The organism is Vibrio sp. THAF64 (assembly GCF_009363455.1).
In the GTDB taxonomy this organism is placed as follows: Bacteria; Pseudomonadota; Gammaproteobacteria; order Enterobacterales; family Vibrionaceae; genus Vibrio; species Vibrio coralliilyticus.
Genome location: NZ_CP045355.1, coordinates 277,291 through 300,132, shown reverse-complemented (window position 1 = coordinate 300,132; position 22,842 = coordinate 277,291). Strand labels below are relative to the sequence as shown.

The following is a 22,842-nucleotide window of genomic DNA, read 5'->3' as shown; positions in this document are numbered from 1 at the left end:
CATGACTGATTATCCCAACTACTGCCACCAGAATAAGGTTCTGCATGAGATTTAAACTCAACAATCTTCTTACCTTCAATAACTGATGAATAAGTAAAGGATGATGTAATTAAAAACTACATATAATTAATCAGGAGAAAAATGCAAAATAACATTAAAAATCAAAATTATAGTTGAAAAAACCAACATTAGAACATTGCCGCTGTATATATCCATACATGCTAACGATATCCCTCCAGATATCATCGTGCTTATACCAAGAATATTTAGTCTTTTCCATTTAATGAAAAAACTAATTATGGAAGTTATTATAGCTAAAGTTAACAACATCATTTTAAATTTTCATCTTCTTCTATATCAAACTCCATTCCACCTTTAACTATATTGCTTATATCGACGAGACCCATAGTTCCAGCATATTGGCCATACGCCGACACAGTATCTTTTGTTAAAACAGGCGAACCAAGACTACCAGTAGGGTATTCAGCAGGTAATCTTAATGTAGCTGATGTATACTTTGCAAAGCCAAAACCACCAACACTTAAAGCCAAATCTATTTCGTTATATAAAGGCCCAGCCCCTAAAGTTCCGTAAATCTCTTTCATATAATTTTGTTGTTGTGCGACCCCCAACATACTACCCCAAGTTGTAACTCCTTCTTGGATATTTGCAACTCCATGCATTGAAAGCGGTACTCCAATAGCGTATTGAACCGTCAACCCCCCTAAAACTACTTGACCAACACCACCTACAACCTGAAAACCTGCGAATACACTACTAACAAAACCTTTTCCAAAGTTTCTTGCATACCTTTCATAGCTTATTTCTTTGAAACTATTAATCGCATTGTATTGCATTGTGCCACATCGTCCTCGACTACATTGATTTACGGCATTGCGGGCGCTCATCTTCAGTTGATCGTACTTTGTATTACCAGGCCCCCCCCAAAGGCCCTCCCACCAGCGCTTTGCGTATTCCATGGTGTAGCCAATTCCATCCTCAGCTATATCTTCACGCACATAAAAGTTACCATTATCATCGGTCCCCCAATCTCCTTCACTTCCCGTTATTCCGTTGGTAGTTGTACTGTCTGTATTACATGTCCCTGTTAATCCATTCCCATTTTCATCCTGAAACCAATATCCTTTTGGATCGGTATATTTCAAAGGATTGTTCATCACATAAGAGTACCGATTAAAACTATTTGTTCTGTATGGCTCTTGAATATAGGGATCCGCACTTAAAAACCTCCCAAGCTCTTGGTCATAGACTCGGCCATTCATATGAACTAGGCCAACTTCGGTAATTTCTTCATGTCCGGTATAACCGCGGTTAGTAATGGCGCTTTGTACCACATCCAACGGCCCTTTGTCGGACCATGCCACTTTACGTTGCTTACCCCATGTATCGTAACTGCGTCGCTCTACCACTAAACCGTAGCCATCGGTAATCATATCGACCGAGTTCAGCGCATCGTAATGAAGGTAACGGACTTGTTTATCCTGCAAGTCGTCTTCTGCACCCTTAGTCTGAGTATTGAGTGCGATTAGCTTGCCATCGGCATAAACAAAGTGTTTGTGTTGAACAATCCCTGTATTGGTATCCTTGACTCGCTCATAGCTCTTGCCAAAGTAGAAGGTTTCAATGCCGTCGCTGTTCTTCTTCAGATAACGATTATGGTTAGCGTCATAGAAAAACTCGACGGTTTTACCGTTGCGGGTAATCTTGTTCGGCTTGTTGAATTCCGTCCATTCCAGTTCTCGCTCATTGGCCGAGTTGCCATCCGCCCATGCGCGCAGCATATTACCGTTATTGTCATATTGGTAATTTAGCCCATTGGCTTTTGTCACGGCATGTGGTCCTGCCTGCTGGCCGCTGTAGTGGTAGTCTCCAATGTCGGATTTATGGATCAGATTGCCCAGCTTGTCATAACGGTAATTAAACGGCCCCGCTAGGTCCGGATTGTTTACTCCGTGTTGCGTTTTATTTGCCAAACTGATGGCATTGCTGGTGACGCGATCTAAACCATCGTACGTCCAGGTATCGGTAATGCCCAACTGCTCATCGTATCGATAGGTCACGTTATTGTGATTATCGTAGCGATACTGAATAAAGCGGATATTACGTCCTTGGCTGGTACTTGCAGAGAGGCGCGGATCAAACAACACATTCGCTTTGTGAGTAGTAATATAATTCGGTCGACCGGTATTGGCATCATGGCTGTAGGTGTTAACCAGGCCATTACCCAGCGTTTCAGATAACGTATGATCATACGCATCGGTTTCACGACGTTGCCAATAGTAAAGGTAGGCTGGGTTATCTAATGACTCTTCCATTTCTGATTGAGTCAGAATCATATTGAGGTGATCAGCTTGGCTAGATTGCTGAGTATTCTCACAATGATTACGAGAAGAGGCCTCTAGCTGATTCCCTCCCAGTTGATTTGCATATTCACAGTTCAAACCACTCAACTCTGCCACTTTTTCTGACAGGTTAATCAACTGGCTTGCAAGGTCGGTGTAGAACTTATAGCGAGTGGTTGCCACCGTTGCAGCTTCAGATAAGTCATCGGCAGCAAACAACAGTTCGTCACGTGTTTCACTATCCGCCTGAGCAATGTAGATATCGTTATTGCTCATCAGATCTTTCTGACCATTGCTGTCATAGTCAGTCAGTAAGAAGTCATGTGAAGCACTCAAGTTTTGCGCATTAAACTCCGAAGCTGGCACCGTATGGATGGTCGCATTGTAGTTACGCACTCCCGGTTGGCTATTGGCTAAGGTAGTCGTTAGGCGATAAATCGCGCCTTCCAGCGTAATATCTAGTGGGATAGAGACATCATCATGGAGCAACACCCAAGTCGCTGGACGTAAGTAACATTCGCCTTGGTCATTACACCACTGCTTATAGCGATAGCCGTCACCCAGCAAGGCTTGCGAGGAGGCATCCAGATTGTGCACATTAACGGTTTTGCTATTGTACTCAGCCGCCTTAGTGGTAAAGAAGCTTTCCTGAGTGGCGTAGCGCTCTGCCTTAGTTAGGTAAACATTGGCTTGTGCTATCGCATCATTCAGCAGCTCACGAATACCTTCACGGAAACTAGCACTGGTAAAGACTTCATCTGCATAATTTCGCGGGCTGCGTACCCCTGCGACGTAGCCATAAGGGTTATAAACATATTCAACCGCTAGGCGATCGTTGCTGTTGGTGCTGCTCAATAACTTGGCCGCACCGGCAAGTGTGGTATCGATGCCATTTGGTCGAACTTCCCTAGCAACACGCTCGAACTTATCGTAGAAGTAATGGGTACTGAACTTCTCGTCACCAACTTGAACGGCGACTTCTTCAGTAAGACCGGCGGTATTATAGTAATAGTCCGTTTCACTGCCATTACCAGCAAAACCAGATAGGGTGCCAAGCGCGCCGCGTTCATCATAACGCCAGGTAGAAACGTTACTCCCTTCGGTCTGCTTCACTTTTCGGCCAAGGCTATCGTACTCAATCGTTGTGACCGTTCCTTTCGCATCGCGCTTGTAAACCAGTTCGCCCGCTGCGTTGTAGTTGTAACTCCACTGGCCCATATCTGAGTCATCCAATGAATTACGATGACCTAAATTGTCATAGCGGATTTGAGTCGTGTTACCTGCGGAATCCGTGCTTGAACGTAGTTTTCCATCCGGATAGTACTGATAGGTTTGGTACGCGCTATCTGGCTCATTTTTGCGCAGTATATGACCCATGATGTTGGTCAAAGTACTGTGTTCAAAACCTCGGGCATCAGTCACAGAAGTTAAGTAGCCTTGATAACGGGTGGTAAAGCTGGCTACACCACCGTTGCTTGCAGGCTCCGACTTAGTCAACTCACGGTTTAACTCGTCGTAGCTAAAAGTGACTATTGGCGCAGGCGATTTTTTGCTAAGGAACTGAGGTCGGGTTACGCTGACTTTACGGCCATTACGGTCCCAACGAGTATCCACTACCACAAGCTGGCCACTAAACCCTGTATGCAGTTTTCGGATTTCTCTTCCAGCGTAGTCAAAATGCGTCACCACTTTGCCGCCTGTCGCAGGCGATGTCGTAACACAGCTGACGGTTTGCGACGTTCCATCTTTACATTGGCTACCCAAACCGTAACTGGTGTGGTTGATATTGCCAGTGCCCGGTAGGGTTTCTGTCATTACGCGACTGAAAACATCATAGGTGTAACCTGTGGTGCGGCCTTTTAGCGGACTCACAGACTGTTTAAGCCTTCCTTGAGCATCAAACTGTGTTGACGTGCGGTGACCAACGGCATTGGTGGAAGCTGTTGAGAATAAACCTTGTGCATCAAACTGGGTGGTCGTCGTGCGTTTAGCCAAATCAGCGCCTTCTACACTTTGGCTGACAACATTACCCCAATCATCATAGCTATATTGTGTGGTGATCGATTTCCCAGCCAATGCAATATCACCACTTGACTCATAATCCGAGCTGGTTGTTTTGTCTGAGATAAGGAAACCATTGCTACTGTAATCATACTGGTTCGCGATGGTTCTCTTCAGATTGGTGGTGTTATCAACAATGGTAGAGATAGAACTGGCAACGGCGCCGATCTTCCAATAATTCTCGCCCGTTTGGCCGACAGTCTGCACACGCGTCATTGACGATGTGGTGAACTCCATATTGCCGTCACCATCATAGTCATTATACGAATAGCTTCCGCACGACTTAGCGTTTGAGTTGTTAAATTCGCTGGCGCTTGAGCTGGCAAGTTGGCCTTTGTAGACCGTTAAACCATCGAGATCAACGCTGTAAGAACTGCTCTGGTATTTGAAATAACTATCGTAGCGCTCTAGAACGAGAGGAATATCAACATCACTGTGGATCAACACAATGTAGTCATTGGGCTTAAAGAACACTTCGCCGTTTTCACCACAATAGCGCCCCATGCCCGCTTTATAAGTACGAAGCAGAGTGTCTAAATTGTTGACGTTACTAACGCTGGTAATGTCATAAATGTAATGGTTTTGATTAACACCCGTTGAGACGTATTGATATTGGGTGTTGCTGGTAAAGTTGCCCGCACCTTCTAATTCACTGGATAATTCTGATTTTTCATTGATTAAGTTGCCAAAGCGATCCATTGAGCGAGTAATCACTTCCTGACGCTCAACTGCACTGCTGCTCAAACCATACTTTTTCTTAACGACTTTATTAGCATAAAGCTGGTAGTACTTGGCTCCGTAGCCTTGATTGGTCAACTTTTGATAGCTGTACGATGTTTCCGATACTTTCTTATTGTTTTTGAATACGGATACGAGCTTTGGCTCACCCGCCTTCACCACATCCAGCTGTTCAAATATGGTTTCTGTACGAGTGGTGACCTCTGCATTTTCTGTTTCGGTGATTTTTTCAAACCCAAGGAAGCCACCACCCAAATAGTGCGACTTCGCCCCTTCATACTGATAGCTATATGAGGTGGATGCATAACCTTTAGGCTGTTTAACAACGCTAGAGACAAGGTAAGCGGTCGGGGTTGAGTTAACGTAAGGGAAGCTGTAGTAACGCTTTTGTTTATGGACACTTGTATCTGTCGCTAATTTGTAGCTAACGCGGTATTCAATCGCAAACTCTTCAATCTTGGATATTTTATCTGTCGGGTATGCGCTAGACGTTAGCAAGTATAACTTGTCGTTATCATTGCGAACAAAATCAACGATACCATCGGAATTGTAGTCAACCAATTGCTCAATTTTCGAAACGTTTGACCCAATGGTCTGACTAAAATTGATATTACCGAAATTGTTTTTGTAGAAACGTCCGTTAACGTAAACTTCAGGGTAACCATCAGCGTTGTAGTCGATGACTTTGATTTTCTTTAAATCATCGCCATGCAAACGCCCAGAAGTAAACCTGTGTACAAAACTATGACCATTAAATAGATAGACGCGAATGGTGCCTTGGTTACCACCCGCTGCAATTAGGTCTTTGTAACCATCGCTGTTTACGTCTGCGAGAAAAGCTAAATCTGGTCGCCACTGCGGAGTTTCACTACGGAACACATACTCTTTATAAGAACGGCTTGATAAATAGAAGACCAAATCACTCGTATACTTAACGTAGTAGTCATCTTTACCGTCATTATCGATATCAGCAATACCAGATATAGGGTAAGACGTACCCTTTGGTGACAAGAAGAGCGTTTCCTTTCCATCTCCATTTAAGTCGGCTGCAGAGTGCTCAGACTGGTAGGTTGCCATTACACCATTAGTATTAGGAGAGTAGCTTTTGAGCCGGTTCTTTGTATCCAAATAATAGTCATAACTAACCCGGTCACTGCTATTGTCTGAATGACCGGCACGACGTGCACATTCTGAACCCTTTATATTGTATTCATAGGATCTCGCCACCAAATTAGGAGAATCTAGGCTACCGGAAAGCGCATAACCACCTACGTTGTTAATCGTCTCACCTTTCAAGCCTTTAGCAACACCTTGGTTTAAGTGACTTTTATAGCCTAAACATGCAGGATTTGGCGTTTTTTTAGACATCCCATAGGGTTCAAACATTCCATTTCGGTCGGTATCAAAGAAGCTCACTTCTTCAAAATTGAGACTGGTCGAGGTCCTACTAAGAACGTTATGGCTATTATTCCAAGAGAAATTGATTTCTGTACTGCACTGGCCATTGCTGCAGTAATCCACCGTATTTAGTAGACTTCGGGCGGTGATCCCAGAGTAAGTATATTTAAGGTTATAGCTCCCTACAGGGGCGTTGCTGGCGTCAAAAGTCTTGATAGTTTTTAAGCGTACATTTCGTTTTAACTGGCTACCAAACAGATATTGCGCGATTTGATCCGTTCTCGCTTCATACTCAAAGCTGACCTTACCACCTACATAGCTGATATTGTCAATTCGATGCGTACCATTACTATTGTCTTCACGGTAGCTGAACTGTACGTGGTTGTTTTTGCTGGTATCAGTGATCTTATTCAGTGACCATTTATAAACGTGCGACTGACCAGGTAGCTCAGCTCGCGAATCAGACGTCGCACCATATTCATACACCGAGCCATCCTTGTACCAGACTTTAAAGCTGGCTGGCCCATTACCCGCACGGCCAAATGAAACGATCTTCGAGTAGCCGTTTGTTTCCACTCGATACTCGGTCAGGTTTTCTCCATCGCGGCCAGAGACTGCAATCAAGCGCTGACCATCAAGACAAAAACGGTCATCCGCATTAAATCGAACCCCTCCCCAACGGCCATCTTTATTGAGGTTTTTACCGCAACGAGAAATAGAAGAGAGCCCGCCTAAGCTCCATCCCATACCAAGCATGCCGTTAGGAGAGTCACTACGATATTCCAAACTCACAGAAGGTTGTAATCCTGCACGCCCCGGAGATACCGCTATAGGCAGCGAGTATGTCGCCTGACCGCCTGACGCAGAAAAATCACCAGATAGCTCAATGCTTTTTCCTTCTTCTGAGGTTAGCGAGAGAGCTGGGTGCGAAAAGGCTGCCGCCAGTAGTGAAACAACATACACCGCATAGGTATGAGTGAAACGATTCGATTTCATATAAGCCACTGCTGTTTATATTCTTAATTGGATTACGCTTGTTACTCTGAAAGTTCAGGTCGCGAATTGATTATTGACTGATGGATTGCAGCCTTTTTAGCCTCAGTTGCAGATTCTCAAGCTCTGCGGGAGGCTGATATTGTTCTTGGATATTGCTTTGTGAAAATTCCGCTAGGTCTCCACGAAGGAGTGGGAGTTCCGCTTTCTCCACTTCAACTAAACCATGGGCAATGGTTTGCTGAAGCTGAATCACCGGTGAAGGGAAATTCGCATCTTCACTCAGTTTTATTTGGGGTAACGATTCGCGGCTGTCATCCAAAGTCGTCATCTCATCGGTGATTGGCTGAGCTATCTGCCTTGAAAACGTTGCGTATAAAGCGCCAGCAATGGAAATGAGTAAAGCCACTGCGAAGACATAGTATTTTTTAGTCATCATTGATTAAATTTCAGTCTTTAACGCGGTAACTGGATACGCTACCGCCCTTCGCAATTAAACGAATCATATGAGAAATTTATAAAAGAGCACAGATACTAATCAATACTTATATAAGCTCAACTTATTAATTCATAGATATGATATAAATCACAATGCAATCGAATAAATAGCACTTTGGTTTCAGTTAGTTAAATTAGTAAAAATGAATATAAGACAGGAGATAGTTGGGCTAGGTAAAAACTCAAAGCGCAATAGAAGCTTTGTTTTTATCAAACAGATGCTTTCAGTTGGAAGTCGATGTATCTAAGTTCACACTTATTTTAGTTTTATAAAATTATCACTACACATTGATATAACTTATAAATAAAATCCACTCTTCCTTAAGGTTTGTCCTTAATCTCATATCAACCGAGAACAATAATGAAACTAAAACACATCGCAGTGGCGTGCCTTTCAGCGTTGGCTTTGAGCGCTTGTAAAACGAAAAGCCTAGAAGAACTTCAGCCAACCGCTGATCAAGAAACAATTAATACAGCAAAAGAATATCTTAGTGATATCAAAGACTTAAGAGTCACAGATCACGGTGTAATCTACTACTCGGCGAGCTTACCAGGTAACTCTCGCTGGGCGACTGCCCACATTATCGAGTTAAGCTACCGATACTCTTGTGAAGAATTACGTTGGTACGTCGAACGTGGAATGATTGTAAGAATGCAATTCCGCGGCAATAGCGGTACTACTCGTGATTATGATCTAGCACGTTGCGAGACCGAAGTTCCAACGGACCTATACGAATAAAAAAACCGCCACTGAATGTGGCGGTTTTTACTTGGTCTCTATAAAAGAGTGGCTTACTTACGACGACGCCATAGCGCTAAGCCAAACAATGACATTAGAGCACCAAAACCGAACGAACCTGCCATGTTCAGTTCTAGAACTGCTGGATCGTGGTCAGAAGAGCGGAAATGATCGTTGTACTTCGGTAAGTCACCTTTATACTCATCGTTGTAATCAAATAGTGTCGATTCGCCGCCATTGATATGCCAATCTGTCGCATCCACAAAGTGCTTCTTCAGGCTTGGGCTGATTAGTAGGTGGTCTAGCGCGCCCACTTCATCATTGTACGAGTAGCTCCAGCTATTAGGGTGCTTCATCGCAACAGCATTAATGTAGTTATACCCTTCCGTAATAACCGCACCATGGTCACCAAACTGCTCTGTGTCACCAATGAAGGTATTGCGTGCCGCTTTGATCTGCTTACCGTATTTCTCTTCACTGTAATCCGTCAGAACCAGCATTGGATCTTCCATACCGTAAGAGTTCAAGTCACCAAGAATTACTTTATGACCTTTGATCTCTTTCAGCGCATCGCCCAGTGCAACCGCCGCTGCAACACGGAAGTTTTCACAAGAGCCTTGTTGGTCAGCATCTACACCGCCCTGACCACCTTGGTCAACGGGTGCTGCGTCTTCCCAACATTTAGAACCTTTCGATTTGAAGTGGTTGATGGCAACCGTGATCTTCTCATCTGTGCCTTTGATCTTGAACGTTGGCGCCAGTGAGTTACGTTGGTAGTTCTTACCATCTTCGATCACTTTACCGTCGTCATCTAGCACTTCAGGCGCTTGCTGACTTGGCATCTCGATAACGCGTACTTCTTTCAGCTTCGCCACTTTAGAGCGGTAGATAACGCCTGTAGTGATAACGTCAGTACCAATTGAGTCGTTCTCATCCGTCACTTTATCGCCATTGCTGTCAACGGCAACGAAGTCGTAACGGTCTTTCTTCTTATCGATACGCTGGTTTAGCTGCTCAACAAGCTGACGAATAGCACCACTGTCACCAAAGCCATTGTTTTCGATTTCCATCAAACCAATGATATCAGCGTCAAGGCGTAGAATTGCGTTAACAATTTTCGCCTGCTGAACTTCAAACTCTTCAAAGCTGTTGGCACCACGGTTGTCGCCGTGCTGGTTAGCGTCACCACCAAACGGAGAGTTGAAGTAGTTAAGTACGTTGAATGTCGCGATACGAAGATCGCCTTCTTCCATATCGATGCCTTCAGTACGAGGATCGTTACGTACGAAGTTTTCGTTCGTTAAGGTGTTAGTCGCAATCAGACGGTAGTCACCGTAGCTGTAGCTTAGGACACCTTCTAGGCCAACGATGGTATCGTCGATGCGGATGTAGTCTTCTGTGGAACCATTCTGGTCAGCGTCCGTACGGCCAAAGTCTGGGTAGTAAGGAACCGTGCCGTTAGCTGCTTTTGCATCAGACTCAACGAATAGGCGACGCTCTGCGTTTTCTGTGCTCTGCTGTTTCGCTTCGTCAGAACCTGCTGCAAAGTTCTGGTTAGGGTGCATATTGATGCGGCCTTGAGCAACAACCATGTTGTTACGACGCGATGCGTAATCGTAACCAAAGGTGCGAGTCACACGCATATCCAGCGCTTCAGTGGTCTTAACCAGCATGCCTTCGTAACGCTCTAGCGTCTGGTCGAAGTTAGCGTCATCCGCCATCACTTCAATCGCTGTCGCTGCTGGAGCAGATTGCTCACCTTGCTTAACCCAGTTGTTGTTTTCTGCTTTTAGTTGCGTCAGGTTGTAGTTCTCTTGAACTTTACCTTTCACACAAACCACATCGCCAGGCTGGAGATCAGAGCTTGACTGGTTAGTATGGACGAACAAACCTTCCGATGTTTTCGGGTTGTAGTCATCTTCCAGTGCTTGTAGATAGAAGCCCTTTGTTAGACCTGTGGTCACTGCACTAACCACACCTTTGACGAAGAAGTCTTCATCTGTGATGTATGGATAGCCATTGATGAATGGAGACGTATCACCTTCACCTTGAATTTCTTGAATCGATGTAAAGACAGGTTCAGCACCATCTTGAGTACAAGCGAACGGCTCTGGTGTCTCACCGCCATCCAGTACACCTAGACCTTCGATGCTGTCTTTTGCCAGCGATGACCATTGAGAAGCGTCATAAGTAGAAGAAGGCGTCATCGCATCAACATTACGTACCAGAGTGACATCTTTTGCGAAATCTGAGCCGCCCATGTTACCCAATACGTCATGTACGTTGCCGTCTTTAAGTAGCGCAACCGGATCATTACCGTTAAATCCGATTACTGAACCATTTAGGATGTCGCTTACTGCTTTAATTTCATCACTTGAACTTGTGTGTGCAACAACCAGAACGCTTTGCGCTTCCAGTACACGGCCATCTAAAGCCAGTTTGCTGCCCCACTCACCGCCGCCGTTGGTCGATTTCGCTAGCTCATAGCCATCCAGCGTCACTGCTGAATCGCCAGTGTTGGCAATCTCAATAGCTTTATTGTTACTGCTACCTTCAACGTACTGAGAAATTACGATATCCGCCATGGCTGGAGCGGAGAGAGCACTTGCGACCACTGCTGCAAGTAAGGTTGGGGTTAGTTTTTGTTTCATTCTGTCCACCTTGCATCGCTTTCCGTGTTGTATAGGGTTGAGAAAGCGTGTTCCAAATCACCTTTTCTATTGAGAAAAGACTTATAAAGCACGACAAGTGTTTATCTTTTTCATGAAACTAAAAACAACATTCAGTGACAGTGAGATTTCGATCTCATAGATATGCTGAATATTTGAAGAGACTTCAAAGTTTAAACATAAGGTGAAACGTTTGTTGCACAAATGAGAATAGATCGCTGATTTAGTTTAGCTTTTGCTTATAAATAGAATTAAAGCTCTAGAGGCAAATACAAATAAAGGCGCTGTGATTGCGCCTTTATTTATCAAGTGTTCGCGGGGTTTTGTCCGTTAATTAAGGCGATTATTATCGTCTCCATCCTTACGCTCATATTCCCCTTCAAACGTATTACCGTCTTTAGGTTGTTGATTAAACGGGTCTTGATCAAAAGGGCCTTGTTGGAAGTTTCCAGAACCGAAGCCGCCTTGAAAGCCACCACCGACAGACTGCACCGTCATCTTACTCATAAGGTATTTTGCCATCGCAGCGCGTGGTGCCGGTAATAGCACCAACATGCCGAGCGCATCGGTCATAAAGCCCGGTGTCAGCAGTAGTACCCCTGAGACCGCTAGCATCACACCTTCAAGAATTTGCTGAGCAGGCAGCTCGCCTTGCTGCAAGCGGTTTTGCACTGACATCAAAGTCTGTAAACCTTGGCTGCGTACCAAAGACGCACCGACAAACGCGGTAATCAGTACCAGTGCGATCGTCGGCCACAATCCTAAGTAACCGCCGACCGAAATAAACAGGCCTATTTCAATAATAGGAACGAAAATAAACATCAATAATAAGATAGGAAACACACGCCCTCCTTTGTTAGGCCCAGTGTAAGCCCAAAGCTGATTCAAGCTCAAATTAAAGCTGTAAAAAAGAGTGATAGAAATCTCAATAAACCACTACTACTTTGTGGTTATTAATACCCTGTTCATATCTTGCAAAAGTTTAACTAAACAAAAGCAAAAAAGGTGATCAAGCTACTATTTTTATCCGCTGGGTACAGTATCATGAGCCCCATAAGTCAGGACGGATTTTACAGCCAAAAATTCTGACGAAAGGATTCTTACACTGCAGAATGGCTAGCATTTTACTTTATCATCAGAATAATTATCTAAGGATCCTGTGATGGCTACCCTAACTGATACTCCAAGCACTGCAGCTGCAGCCACTCGTATCGAAGAAGACCTACTTGGCGAACGCCACGTTCCTGCCGACGCTTACTACGGCATCCACACGCTACGCGCTATCGAAAACTTCAACATCTCAAATGTCACGATTTCAGACGTACCTGAATTTGTCCGTGGCATGGTTATGACCAAGAAAGCCGCGGCGTTAGCAAACAAAGAGTTAGGCGTTATTCCTAAAGATGTCGCGAAATACGTGGTTGAAGCGTGTGATTTGATCCTTGAAACAGGTAAGTGCATGGATCAGTTCCCTTCAGACGTCTTCCAAGGCGGTGCAGGCACATCAGTCAACATGAACACCAACGAAGTGATCGCCAACGTCGCACTTGAGCTGATGGGCAAGGAAAAAGGTCAGTACGAATTCGTTAACCCAAATGACCACGTTAATAAGAGCCAGTCGACTAACTGTGCTTACCCAACGGGTTTCCGTATCGCCGTTTACAACAGTGTTCACACTCTGATTGAAGCGATTGAGTACCTGAAAGGTGCATTTGAGCTTAAGAGCCAAGAGTTCAAAGACGTGCTTAAAATGGGTCGTACTCAGCTTCAAGACGCGGTACCAATGACCGTAGGTCAAGAGTTCCACGCATGGGCGGTGACTCTGAATGAAGAAATCCGTGCCCTTGAGTACACTTCAAAGCTACTGCTTGAAATTAACTTAGGTGCCACTGCGATCGGTACCGGTTTGAACGCAGCTGAAGGCTATCAGAAACTGGCAGTGAAACACTTAGCTGACGTGACTGGCCTAGACGTAGTCCCAGCAGAAGATCTGATTGAGGCAACTTCAGACTGTGGTGCTTATGTAATGACACATGGCGCGTTGAAGCGATTGGCGGTCAAACTGTCTAAGATCTGTAATGACCTGCGCCTGCTATCTTCTGGCCCACGTTCAGGTCTAAACGAACTTAACCTCCCAGAGCTGCAAGCAGGCTCTTCTATCATGCCAGCTAAAGTTAACCCTGTGGTACCAGAAGTGGTCAACCAAGTGTGTTTCAAAGTACTAGGTAATGACAACACCATCTCATTTGCCGCAGAAGGTGGTCAGCTACAGCTAAACGTGATGGAGCCTGTCATCGCGCAAAGCATGTTCGAGTCCATTTCTCTACTATCTAACGCGTGTGTCAACCTGCGTGACAAATGTATTGATGGCATCACGGTCAACAAAGAGATCTGTGAAGGCTACGTTTACAACTCAATCGGTATCGTGACTTACCTGAACCCATACATTGGCCACCACGAAGGTGACATCGTCGGTAAGATCTGTGCGGAAACGGGTAAGAGCGTCCGTGAAGTAGTGCTAGAACGTGGCTTACTGACCGAAGAAGAGTTGGACGATATCTTGAACGTTGAAAACTTTATGCATCCTAAGTATAAAGCGAAACGCTACGAATAAGATTGCTACCAAGGAGGGCCCAATAGGGCCCTTTTTTAGGCACTAATACGGTTAACCACAATTTTATCAGGGTTAACTCATTCAGTGGCTCCCTCCTTCCATTATCTAAACGTTTAGACACTGAGTGTTTAGATAATCGAATTTAAGTTAACAATATGAGGTATCTATTATGGTAGCGGTCGAACTGTTAGTCGTTCTGCTCTTTATCTTTTTAGGAGCAAGAATCGGCGGTATTGGCATCGGCTTTGCGGGCGGTGCAGGCGTTATCGCATTGTCATTAATACTTGGCGTACCGACCAGTCAGGCATACATTCCTGTTGATGTTATTCTGATCATTATGTCGGTCATCACAGCAATTGCTGCAATGCAAGTTGCCGGTGGTATGGATTGGTTAGTACAACTGGCAGAAAACTTCTTGCGCAAGAACCCTGAGCGCATCACCTTTTATGCGCCTATCGTCACTTTCCTTATGACATTAATGGCGGGTACAGGCCACACGGCATTTTCAACTCTACCGGTTATCGCGGAAGTCGCAAAAGGTCAGGGTGTTCGTCCATCTCGTCCTCTCTCTATTGCTGTGGTCGCATCGCAAATCGCGATTACCGCTTCACCAATCTCTGCGGCGGTTGTAGCATTCGCTGCAATGCTGGCACCAATGGGTGTTGACTACCTGACACTGCTTGCGGTGTGCATCCCAACCACCTTCATCGCTTGTATGATTGGCGCCTTTGTCGCTAACTTTATGGGCAGTGAACTGAAAGATGACCCGATTTATCAGGAGCGTTTAGAGAAAGGCCTGATCAAACTCGCAACGGAAAAGCAGCGCGACATTCTGCCAACGGCAAAAACAGCCACGTACATTTTCCTTGCGGCAATAGGCTTCGTGGTTTGCTACGCAGCGGCCATCTCTAAATCAGTAGGTCTGATTGTTGACCCGGCACTTGGGCGTAACGAAGCCATCATGACAGTGATGCTGGCAGCGGCAGCAGCGATCGTTCTATTCACTAAGATTGATGCGTCAAAGATTCCTAACGCCTCGACTTTCCGTTCTGGCATGACCGCTTGTGTATGTGTTCTAGGTGTGGCTTGGTTAGGTTCAACCTTCGTCAATGCACACGTGGATGGCATTAAAGAAGTGGCAGGTGCGTTGCTGGCTGACTACCCATGGATGCTGGCCATGGTACTGTTCTTTGCCTCTATGTTGCTTTACTCACAAGGTGCAACCACGGTCGCGCTAATGCCTGCCGCCCTTGCTATTGGTGTTGCTCCGCTAACAGCAGTCGCGTCTTTCGCCGCAGTGAGCGCTCTGTTCGTTCTACCGACTTACCCAACGTTGCTTGCTGCCGTTGAAATGGATGACACAGGTTCAACTCGCATCGGTAGCTACGTATTTAACCACCCATTCTTCATCCCAGGCGTGGTAACCATTGCGTCAGCCGTTGCATTAGGCTTCACTTTCGGTGGGCTACTGATCTAATTAAAACGGTAAAAATAAAGGGAGCTTGTGCTCCCTTTTTAATTTTGTTCTCAATAAAAAGTCTCACATCACAGTTTTATTTTGACTTTAGTCAAAAGATCTCCCAAAAAATCATCCTGAATGAAAATCCGAATCAATGAATAAAAATCCTCATTTTATTTATTCATCATCAGTTATGACCTAAATAACTTGCCCTTACCTCTGATAAAGGAATAGAAATCCATTTTAATTAAACAAATACCCTAACATTATCAACTTATTTAAAAGTCAGAAAAATAACACTGAATATTTTTGTGAAGATCACCAAAGTTAGAAAATCTATCAATAATTAAAATAACCTCCAAGAGCTATTCGTAATCAGCTCAAAATAATTATCACTATTCCAATAACTTAGTATTTATGAGTTTATATTTATAACTCTAGTCGCTGATTCACTTTTATTTGTTATTCAACAAGTAAGAGTAAGGAGATCACCATGACCACCCAAACTGTACCTACCGAAGAAAAAAAAGGCGGCTTCTTTGCCAACTTTAAGTTCCCTTCCGCTTACACGATTCTGTTTGTTTTAATTGCGCTGGTTGCGATGTTGACCTGGATAGTACCTGCTGGCCAGTATGACCGAGCAATGAATGAAGATTTGGGTCGAGAAGTCCCTGTCACTGGTACTTATCAAGCTGTAGAAGGCAACCCTCAAGGTGTCATTGACGTACTACTAGCACCCATTGACGGCTTCTATGACCACAATAGCTACGAAGCCGCCGCAATTGATGTTTCTCTGTTCATCCTTGTCATTGGTGGCTTCTTGGGGCTAGTGACAAAAACGGGCGCCATCGATGCTGGGATTGAGCGCGTAACGCAGCGCCTTCAGGGCCGAGAAGAGATGATGATACCCATTCTAATGGCTCTGTTTGCTGCTGGAGGAACCGTCTACGGCATGGCCGAAGAATCCTTGCCATTCTACACCCTGTTAGTGCCAGTGATGATGGCTGCACGCTTCGACCCACTGGTTGCCGCAGCCACGGTGTTACTCGGCGCAGGCATTGGTGTATTGGGTTCCACCATAAACCCATTTGCCACCGTCATTGCTGCTAACGCATCTGGCATTCCGTTTACTGATGGCATCATGCTACGTGCCTTAATGCTGGTGATCGGCTGGGTCATTTGTGTCGCCTACGTGATGCGCTATGCCCGTATGGTGCGTGAAGACCAGAGCAAATCGATTGTTTACGATAAATACGAAGAGAACAAAGCGCATTTCCTTGGTAATCAAACTGGCGAATCTCTTGAGTTCACCACCACACGTAAAGTCATTTTAACCATCTTCGGCGGCTCATTCGGCGTGATGATCTACGGTGTCTCCGTTGCTGGCTGGTGGATGGCAGAAATCTCAGCCATGTTCTTAGCAGCAACGATTTTAGTCGGACTCGTCGCACGTATGAGCGAAGAAGAGTTCACCAACAGCTTTATTGATGGTGCTCGTGACCTACTTGGCGTAGCGCTCATCATCGGTATTGCGCGCGGGATTGTAGTTGTCATGGACCGCGGCATGATCACTGATACCATCTTGTACTCAGCGGAGCAGATGGTGACCGGTCTTTCGTCGGTCGTGTTCATTAATGTCATGTTCTTCCTTGAGATATTGCTATCTTTCCTTGTGCCTTCCACCTCTGGTCTGGCAGTACTCACTATGCCGATTATGGCTCCACTCGCAGACTTTGCTGGTGTCGGACGCGACCTAGTCATCACGGCTTATCAATCGGCTTCTGGCTTGGTCAACCTTATTACCCCCACTTCGGCAGTCGTTATGGGCGGCCTTGCCATTGCCCGTGTGCCTTATGTGCGCTGGGTGAAATGGGTGGCACCATTGCTAGCCATTCTAACACTATTCTGTGTTGTGATGATCAGTATTGGCGCACTTATCTAACCTGCTCTTTTCCTTACACTCGCTCACAGGATGTGAGCCCCCAAAGCCGCCTTAGTGCGGCTTTTCTTTTATCTGTTCAGCTGAAAATTAGAAAAACTATTCCTATCTATAATCTTCATTTATCCAATATTAATTCTCTAAAATAATCCTACGAATTTAATATGTGATCGACATTAAATTTATTATCAAAAGTTTTGTTATAAAACGAATAGCTCAACACTTAAAAGCAATTATCTAGAAAGTTAGAGTGCATAATTTCAATCTAATATACCCTTTGTAAACAATTTAAATTTGAATATTTTTCCTTGGTAAGGATATTAATCAGACATTCAACCTTAACTTATGCATAAACTTCCCCCTTAAATGGTTAAATAGGGGGTTCACATACCAATAACAACTGCATAGATATTGTTAAACCCCTTGAAAACACTGGCTTTAGGCATAAAAAACGAACTGTGATTGATCTCTAAGATTCCTACCCAGACAAGCGTAATATGAATTCCAGAAACAAAATAAGTGAATAAATAAATTCGCTCTTCTATTCCCTACAAATTAAATATTAGTTTTTTAAGTTTTAAAACTAATTAAAAATATAAGAGAGATACGATCATGAGTAAGTTATACGTAGGTTCTGAAATCGGTCAATTACGTCGCGTTCTGGTGCATCGCCCAAGACGAGCACTGACTCACCTGACGCCTTCCAACTGCCACGATCTGCTATTTGATGACGTACTTGCCGTCGAGCGTGCAGGTAAAGAGCACGATGTGTTCACCCAAACTCTGCGCGACCAAGGTGTGGAAGTGTTACTGCTTACTGACTTACTTGCAGACACGCTGGCGGTAGCAGAAGCCAAAGACTGGCTGCTAAGTCGTCAGGTATCGGATTACCGTTTAGGTAAAACTTTTGCCAATGACGTTCGTTGCTACTTAGGTGACTTACCCAATGTTGAGCTGGCTAAGATTCTTACCGGTGGTCTTTCTTATGCTGAAATGCCGATGAAATCCTCATCTATGATGCAGGGGCTTCATGCACCAACAGATTTCATCATTGAGCCATTACCAAACCACCTATTTACCCGCGACACTTCTTGCTGGGTCTATGGCGGTGTCTCTATCAACCCAATGGCGAAACCAGCCCGTCAACGTGAAACCAACCACGTTCGTGCTATCTACCGCTGGCACCCAAGCTTTGCTGGTCAGGACTTCATCAAATACTTCGGTGATGAAGAGAAAATCTACGACAACTCCACCATTGAAGGCGGCGATGTCTTAGTCATTGGTAAAGACGCCGTGCTGATTGGTATGTCAGAGCGCACAACCGCTCAAGGTGTTGAGCATCTTGCTTCTGGCTTGTTCAAACATGGTCAAGCTAAACAAGTGATTGCGATGGAGCTGCCAAAACATCGTTCATGCATGCACTTAGACACCGTCATGACTCATATGCGTGAAGATACCTTCTCTGTTTACCCAGAAGTGATGCGCAAAGATGTGAAGTGCTGGAGCCTGACTGGTGATGCGTCTGGCGCTGTGAACGTCAAAGAAGAAGGTTACTTCGTGATGGCTATCGAGAAAGCTCTTGGTGTCGACCAACTCAACCTTATCACCACTGGCGGTGACAACTTCAACGCGGAACGTGAACAGTGGAACGACGCTAACAACGTTCTCACCGTTAAGCCTGGCGTCGTGATCGGATACGAAGGCAATACCTACACCAACGAGAAGTACGACAAAGCGGGCATCACAGTATTGCCTATTCCGGGCGATGAGCTGGGTCGTGGCCGTGGCGGCGCGCGCTGCATGAGCTGCCCAATCGAACGTGATGGTATTTAAGTAACGGATAAGTTGGCGAGAGCGACTTAGCTCTCGCCCTCAGCAGAGAGATTAAAGCAATGACAAAACAAACTGTAGTTGTCGCACTTGGTGGAAACGCCCTACTTCGCCGCGGTGAGCCATTGGAAGCCGAAGTACAACGTCAGAACATCGAAATTGCCGTCAAAACCATTTCGGAAATTGCTCAGGAATACAACGTCGTACTGGTACACGGTAATGGCCCACAGGTTGGCTTGTTGGCATTACAAGGTTTGGAATACAAGAAAGTAGCACCATACCCACTGGATGTTCTGGGCAGTGAAACGCAAGGCATGATTGGTTACATGCTAATGCAAGAGTTCAAAAACCAAATGCCAAACGTCAATGCCACTTGCATGTTAACGCAGATGACAGTGGACCCTAATGACCCTGCATTTGCCGATCCAACCAAACCCATCGGCCCAATTTATGAAGAAGCCGAGGCTCGTGAACTGGCTGAGAAATACCACTGGACCATCAAACCAGATGGTCAGCACTTCCGCCGCGTCGTACCTAGCCCACAACCAACAGGCATCATCGAGCACGACGCGATCACCAAGCTCATCGACGAAGGTCACTTAGTGATTTGTACTGGTGGTGGCGGCATCCCAGTCAAAAAAGAGAATGGCAAACTGGTTGGTGTTGAAGCTGTGATTGATAAGGACATGTCCGCAGCATTCCTGGCTAAGCAGCTAAATGCTGACGCTTTGCTTATCCTCACTGACGCAGATGCGGTTTACCTCGATTGGGGCAAGCCTACTCAACATGCGCTGCGCAGCACGAACCCAACCGAATTAGCACAGTACCAGTTTGACGCCGGCTCAATGGGGCCAAAAATCGAAGCGTCATGCGAGTTCGTCAAGCAAGGTGGCAAAGTGGTCGGTATCGGCTCACTGGAAGATGGTTTACGCATTCTTCAGGGCACGGCAGGCACCAATATCACCAAAGGCTAATTACCAGCAGTCCTGACTTGAGTCAGGGCTGAGATGAAACAAACAATCACTCAAATTCATTACTGCACTTTCTTACCTCTTTCCCTGCAACGAGAAAGTGCACATCGATAAGAAGGAAAACATCATGGCTTTCAACCTACGCAACCGTAACTTCCTAAAATTATTAGACTTTACTCCGCGTGAAATTCAACACATGTTGGACCTATCCGTGGAGTTGAAAAAAGCGAAATACAACGGCTATGAGCAGCCTCGTCTGAAAGGTAAAAACATCGCTCTGATCTTCGAGAAAACGTCGACTCGTACCCGTTGTGCCTTTGAAGTTGCGGCTTTTGACCAAGGCGCTCAAGTTTCTTACTTAGGCCCAACAGGCTCTCAGATTGGTCACAAAGAATCGATGAAAGATACCGCTCGTGTTTTAGGCCGCATGTACGATGGCATCGAGTACCGCGGATTTGGTCAGGAAATTGTCGAAGAGCTGGGCGCTTACGCCGGTGTACCGGTATGGAATGGCCTGACCGATGAGTTCCACCCGACGCAAATTCTCGCTGACTTCCTAACTATGATGGAACATGGCCGTGGCAAACAGCTACACGAAATGAAGTTTGCCTACCTAGGTGATGCGCGCAACAACATGGGCAACTCTCTGATGGTTGGCGCCGCTAAGATGGGCATGGATATTCGTCTCGTCGCGCCTAAGCAGTTCTGGCCAGAAGAAGCACTTGTCGCACAGTGCCGTGAGATTGCTGAAACAACCGGTGCGAAAATTACACTGACTGAAGATGTTCAAGAAGGCGTTCAAGGTTGTGACTACCTGTACACGGATGTGTGGGTATCGATGGGCGAAGCAAAAGAAGCATGGGCAGAGCGTATCAACCTCATGCTGCCTTACCAAGTCAACATGGAAATGATCAAAGCAACAGGTAATCCTCATGTGAAATTCATGCACTGCCTACCTGCCTTCCACGGCGAAGATACCACGGTCGGTAAACAGCTTGCTGAAGAATACCCAATGCTTAAAAACGGCTGTGAAGTGACTGATGAGGTGGTTGAATCTGACTACTCTATTGTGTTCGACGAAGCTGAAAACCGTATGCACACCATCAAAGCGGTGATGGTAGCTACACTAGGTGACTAATATCATCGATTAAAAGTAATCATACTCAAATTAGACTGAGTATTGTTTGCAGGGAAATGCGGGTGGCGTTCATCATGTATCAAAAACATGCTGAATAAAGCCCGCATTTTTTTTCACACTTAAGGATTCATCATCGTTCTCAATGCAAGACAGCACAACCGCTGCAAACGTGTCGCTAAAATAGGCGAAATACGCATAAAAATCCAATTTATGAATACTTTACGCAAACGCTTGCGTTGGCTTTTTTTGTCCGTATAATCCTCCGCAATTTGTCTTCGGAGGATCAAAATGAACCTGTCAGCAACCACTCAATGTTGGCTTAACTTATGCCCTGACTCAGGAGCATGTGTGGTTTCATTTTATTCTGTCGATCCTTTTCAAGCCTCCTATTTAGGAGGCTTTTTTTTGTCTGAAATTTACATCAACCCATGGATTAGCAATCTACAAGGGTTGGACAAACTCACCCATTGAGACGAGGAAACACTGCTATGGCGCATTCGTTATTTAACAAGCACATTATCTCCATTCCTGAGCTCAGCCGCAGCGAGCTAGAGCTTATCGTCGACACCGCGGCTAGGCTAAAAGCCGAGCCAAACCCGACACTGCTAAAAAACAAAGTAGTGGCCAGCTGCTTCTTTGAACCTTCCACTCGCACCAGGCTGTCATTTGAAACGGCTGTGCAGCGCCTCGGTGGCACAATCATTGGCTTCGACAATGGTGGCAACACGTCACTGGCGAAAAAGGGGGAGACACTGGCCGACTCAGTTCAGGTGATTGCTTCTTATGTCGACGCCTTTGTGATGCGCCATCCACAAGAAGGCGCAGCACGTTTAGCGTCCGAATTTTCCAATGGCGTACCTGTGGTCAACGGGGGTGATGGCGCGAATCAGCATCCAACTCAGACTCTGCTGGATTTGTTTTCTATCTACGAAACCCAAGGCACGCTCGACAACCTCAATGTCGCGTTTGTGGGTGACCTTAAATACGGTCGTACTGTCCACTCTCTGACTCAGGCACTGGCGAAGTTCAACAACGTTCGCTTCTTCTTTATCGCTCCTGAAGCGTTGGCGATGCCCGATTACATCTGTGAAGAACTCGAAGAGGCAGGCATCAAATTCAGTATGCACAACAACATCGAAGACGTCGTACCGGAGCTTGATGTCTTGTATATGACGCGCGTACAGAAAGAGCGCTTTGACGAGTCCGAATACGCTCACATTAAGTCAGCGTTCATTCTCACCGCCGATACGCTGAAAGAGGCACGTGAAAACCTGAAGGTACTTCACCCGTTACCACGAGTCGATGAAATCACAACAGACGTCGATAAAACGCCACACGCTTACTACTTTGAGCAGGCCGAAAACGGTGTCTATGCCCGTGAAGCCTTACTTGCCCTTGTTCTTAGTGAAACCCTTTAATTGCAGGAGAATTA

The 22,842-nt window shown here is 45.5% G+C and carries 12 protein-coding genes; 8 read left to right on the top strand and 4 right to left on the bottom strand.

The features are described 5' to 3' along the window. Window positions 1-329 precede the first annotated feature (329 nt). Both FIU99_RS01280 and FIU99_RS01275 read right to left on the bottom strand, forming a co-directional pair. The gene (locus FIU99_RS01280) at window positions 330-7,556 is read right to left on the bottom strand and encodes an RHS repeat-associated core domain-containing protein (RefSeq protein ID WP_006963244.1); all 7,227 of its coding nucleotides are present in this window, start codon (window positions 7,554-7,556) and stop codon (window positions 330-332) included. Window positions 7,557-7,626: 70 nt separating this feature from the next. Next, window positions 7,627-7,992, bottom strand: a complete 366-nt coding sequence (locus FIU99_RS01275; protein WP_006963245.1) for a hypothetical protein — start codon at window positions 7,990-7,992, stop codon at window positions 7,627-7,629. A 420-nt stretch (window positions 7,993-8,412) separates the two neighbouring features. On the opposite strand from FIU99_RS01275, the gene FIU99_RS01270 reads away from it, so the two are divergent. Next, window positions 8,413-8,790 carry a hypothetical protein gene (locus FIU99_RS01270; RefSeq protein ID WP_006963246.1) on the top strand — a complete coding sequence of 126 codons (378 nt, stop codon included), beginning with the start codon at window positions 8,413-8,415 and terminating at the stop codon, window positions 8,788-8,790. A gap of 53 nt (window positions 8,791-8,843) precedes the next feature. Here FIU99_RS01270 and FIU99_RS01265 read toward each other — a convergent pair whose 3' ends face one another. Both FIU99_RS01265 and FIU99_RS01260 read right to left on the bottom strand, forming a co-directional pair. Continuing rightward, complete coding sequence (locus FIU99_RS01265; RefSeq protein ID WP_006963247.1) at window positions 8,844-11,441, bottom strand: ExeM/NucH family extracellular endonuclease; 2,598 nt, start codon at window positions 11,439-11,441, stop codon at window positions 8,844-8,846. A gap of 348 nt (window positions 11,442-11,789) precedes the next feature. Further along, the gene (locus FIU99_RS01260; RefSeq protein WP_006963248.1) at window positions 11,790-12,302 is read right to left on the bottom strand and encodes an FxsA family protein; all 513 of its coding nucleotides are present in this window, start codon (window positions 12,300-12,302) and stop codon (window positions 11,790-11,792) included. Window positions 12,303-12,621: 319 nt separating this feature from the next. Between FIU99_RS01260 and aspA the strand changes: the two genes are divergently transcribed. The 7 genes from aspA to pyrB all read left to right on the top strand — a co-directional run bounded on the left by aspA (window position 12,622) and on the right by pyrB (window position 22,828). Next, a complete protein-coding gene (aspA, locus tag FIU99_RS01255) occupies window positions 12,622-14,073 on the top strand; it encodes an aspartate ammonia-lyase (RefSeq protein ID WP_006963249.1) in 1,452 nt (483 codons plus the stop codon). Window positions 14,074-14,242: 169 nt separating this feature from the next. Next, the gene (locus FIU99_RS01250) at window positions 14,243-15,550 is read left to right on the top strand and encodes an anaerobic C4-dicarboxylate transporter (protein WP_006963250.1); all 1,308 of its coding nucleotides are present in this window, start codon (window positions 14,243-14,245) and stop codon (window positions 15,548-15,550) included. 475 nt (window positions 15,551-16,025) lie between these two features. Further along, the gene (locus tag FIU99_RS01245) at window positions 16,026-17,474 is read left to right on the top strand and encodes a YfcC family protein (protein WP_006963251.1); all 1,449 of its coding nucleotides are present in this window, start codon (window positions 16,026-16,028) and stop codon (window positions 17,472-17,474) included. A gap of 609 nt (window positions 17,475-18,083) precedes the next feature. Continuing rightward, window positions 18,084-19,304, top strand: coding sequence for an arginine deiminase (arcA, locus tag FIU99_RS01240; protein ID WP_152471949.1), 1,221 nt, complete (start codon window positions 18,084-18,086; stop codon window positions 19,302-19,304). Window positions 19,305-19,363: 59 nt separating this feature from the next. Next, a complete protein-coding gene (gene arcC, locus FIU99_RS01235; RefSeq protein ID WP_006963253.1) occupies window positions 19,364-20,275 on the top strand; it encodes a carbamate kinase in 912 nt (303 codons plus the stop codon). Between the two features lie 124 nt (window positions 20,276-20,399). Further along, window positions 20,400-21,410 carry an ornithine carbamoyltransferase gene (locus FIU99_RS01230; protein WP_006963254.1) on the top strand — a complete coding sequence of 337 codons (1,011 nt, stop codon included), beginning with the start codon at window positions 20,400-20,402 and terminating at the stop codon, window positions 21,408-21,410. Window positions 21,411-21,898: 488 nt separating this feature from the next. After that, window positions 21,899-22,828 (top strand): aspartate carbamoyltransferase, encoded by a 930-nt coding sequence (gene pyrB / locus FIU99_RS01225; RefSeq protein WP_006963257.1) that lies wholly within the window; start codon window positions 21,899-21,901, stop codon window positions 22,826-22,828. Window positions 22,829-22,842 lie beyond the last annotated feature (14 nt).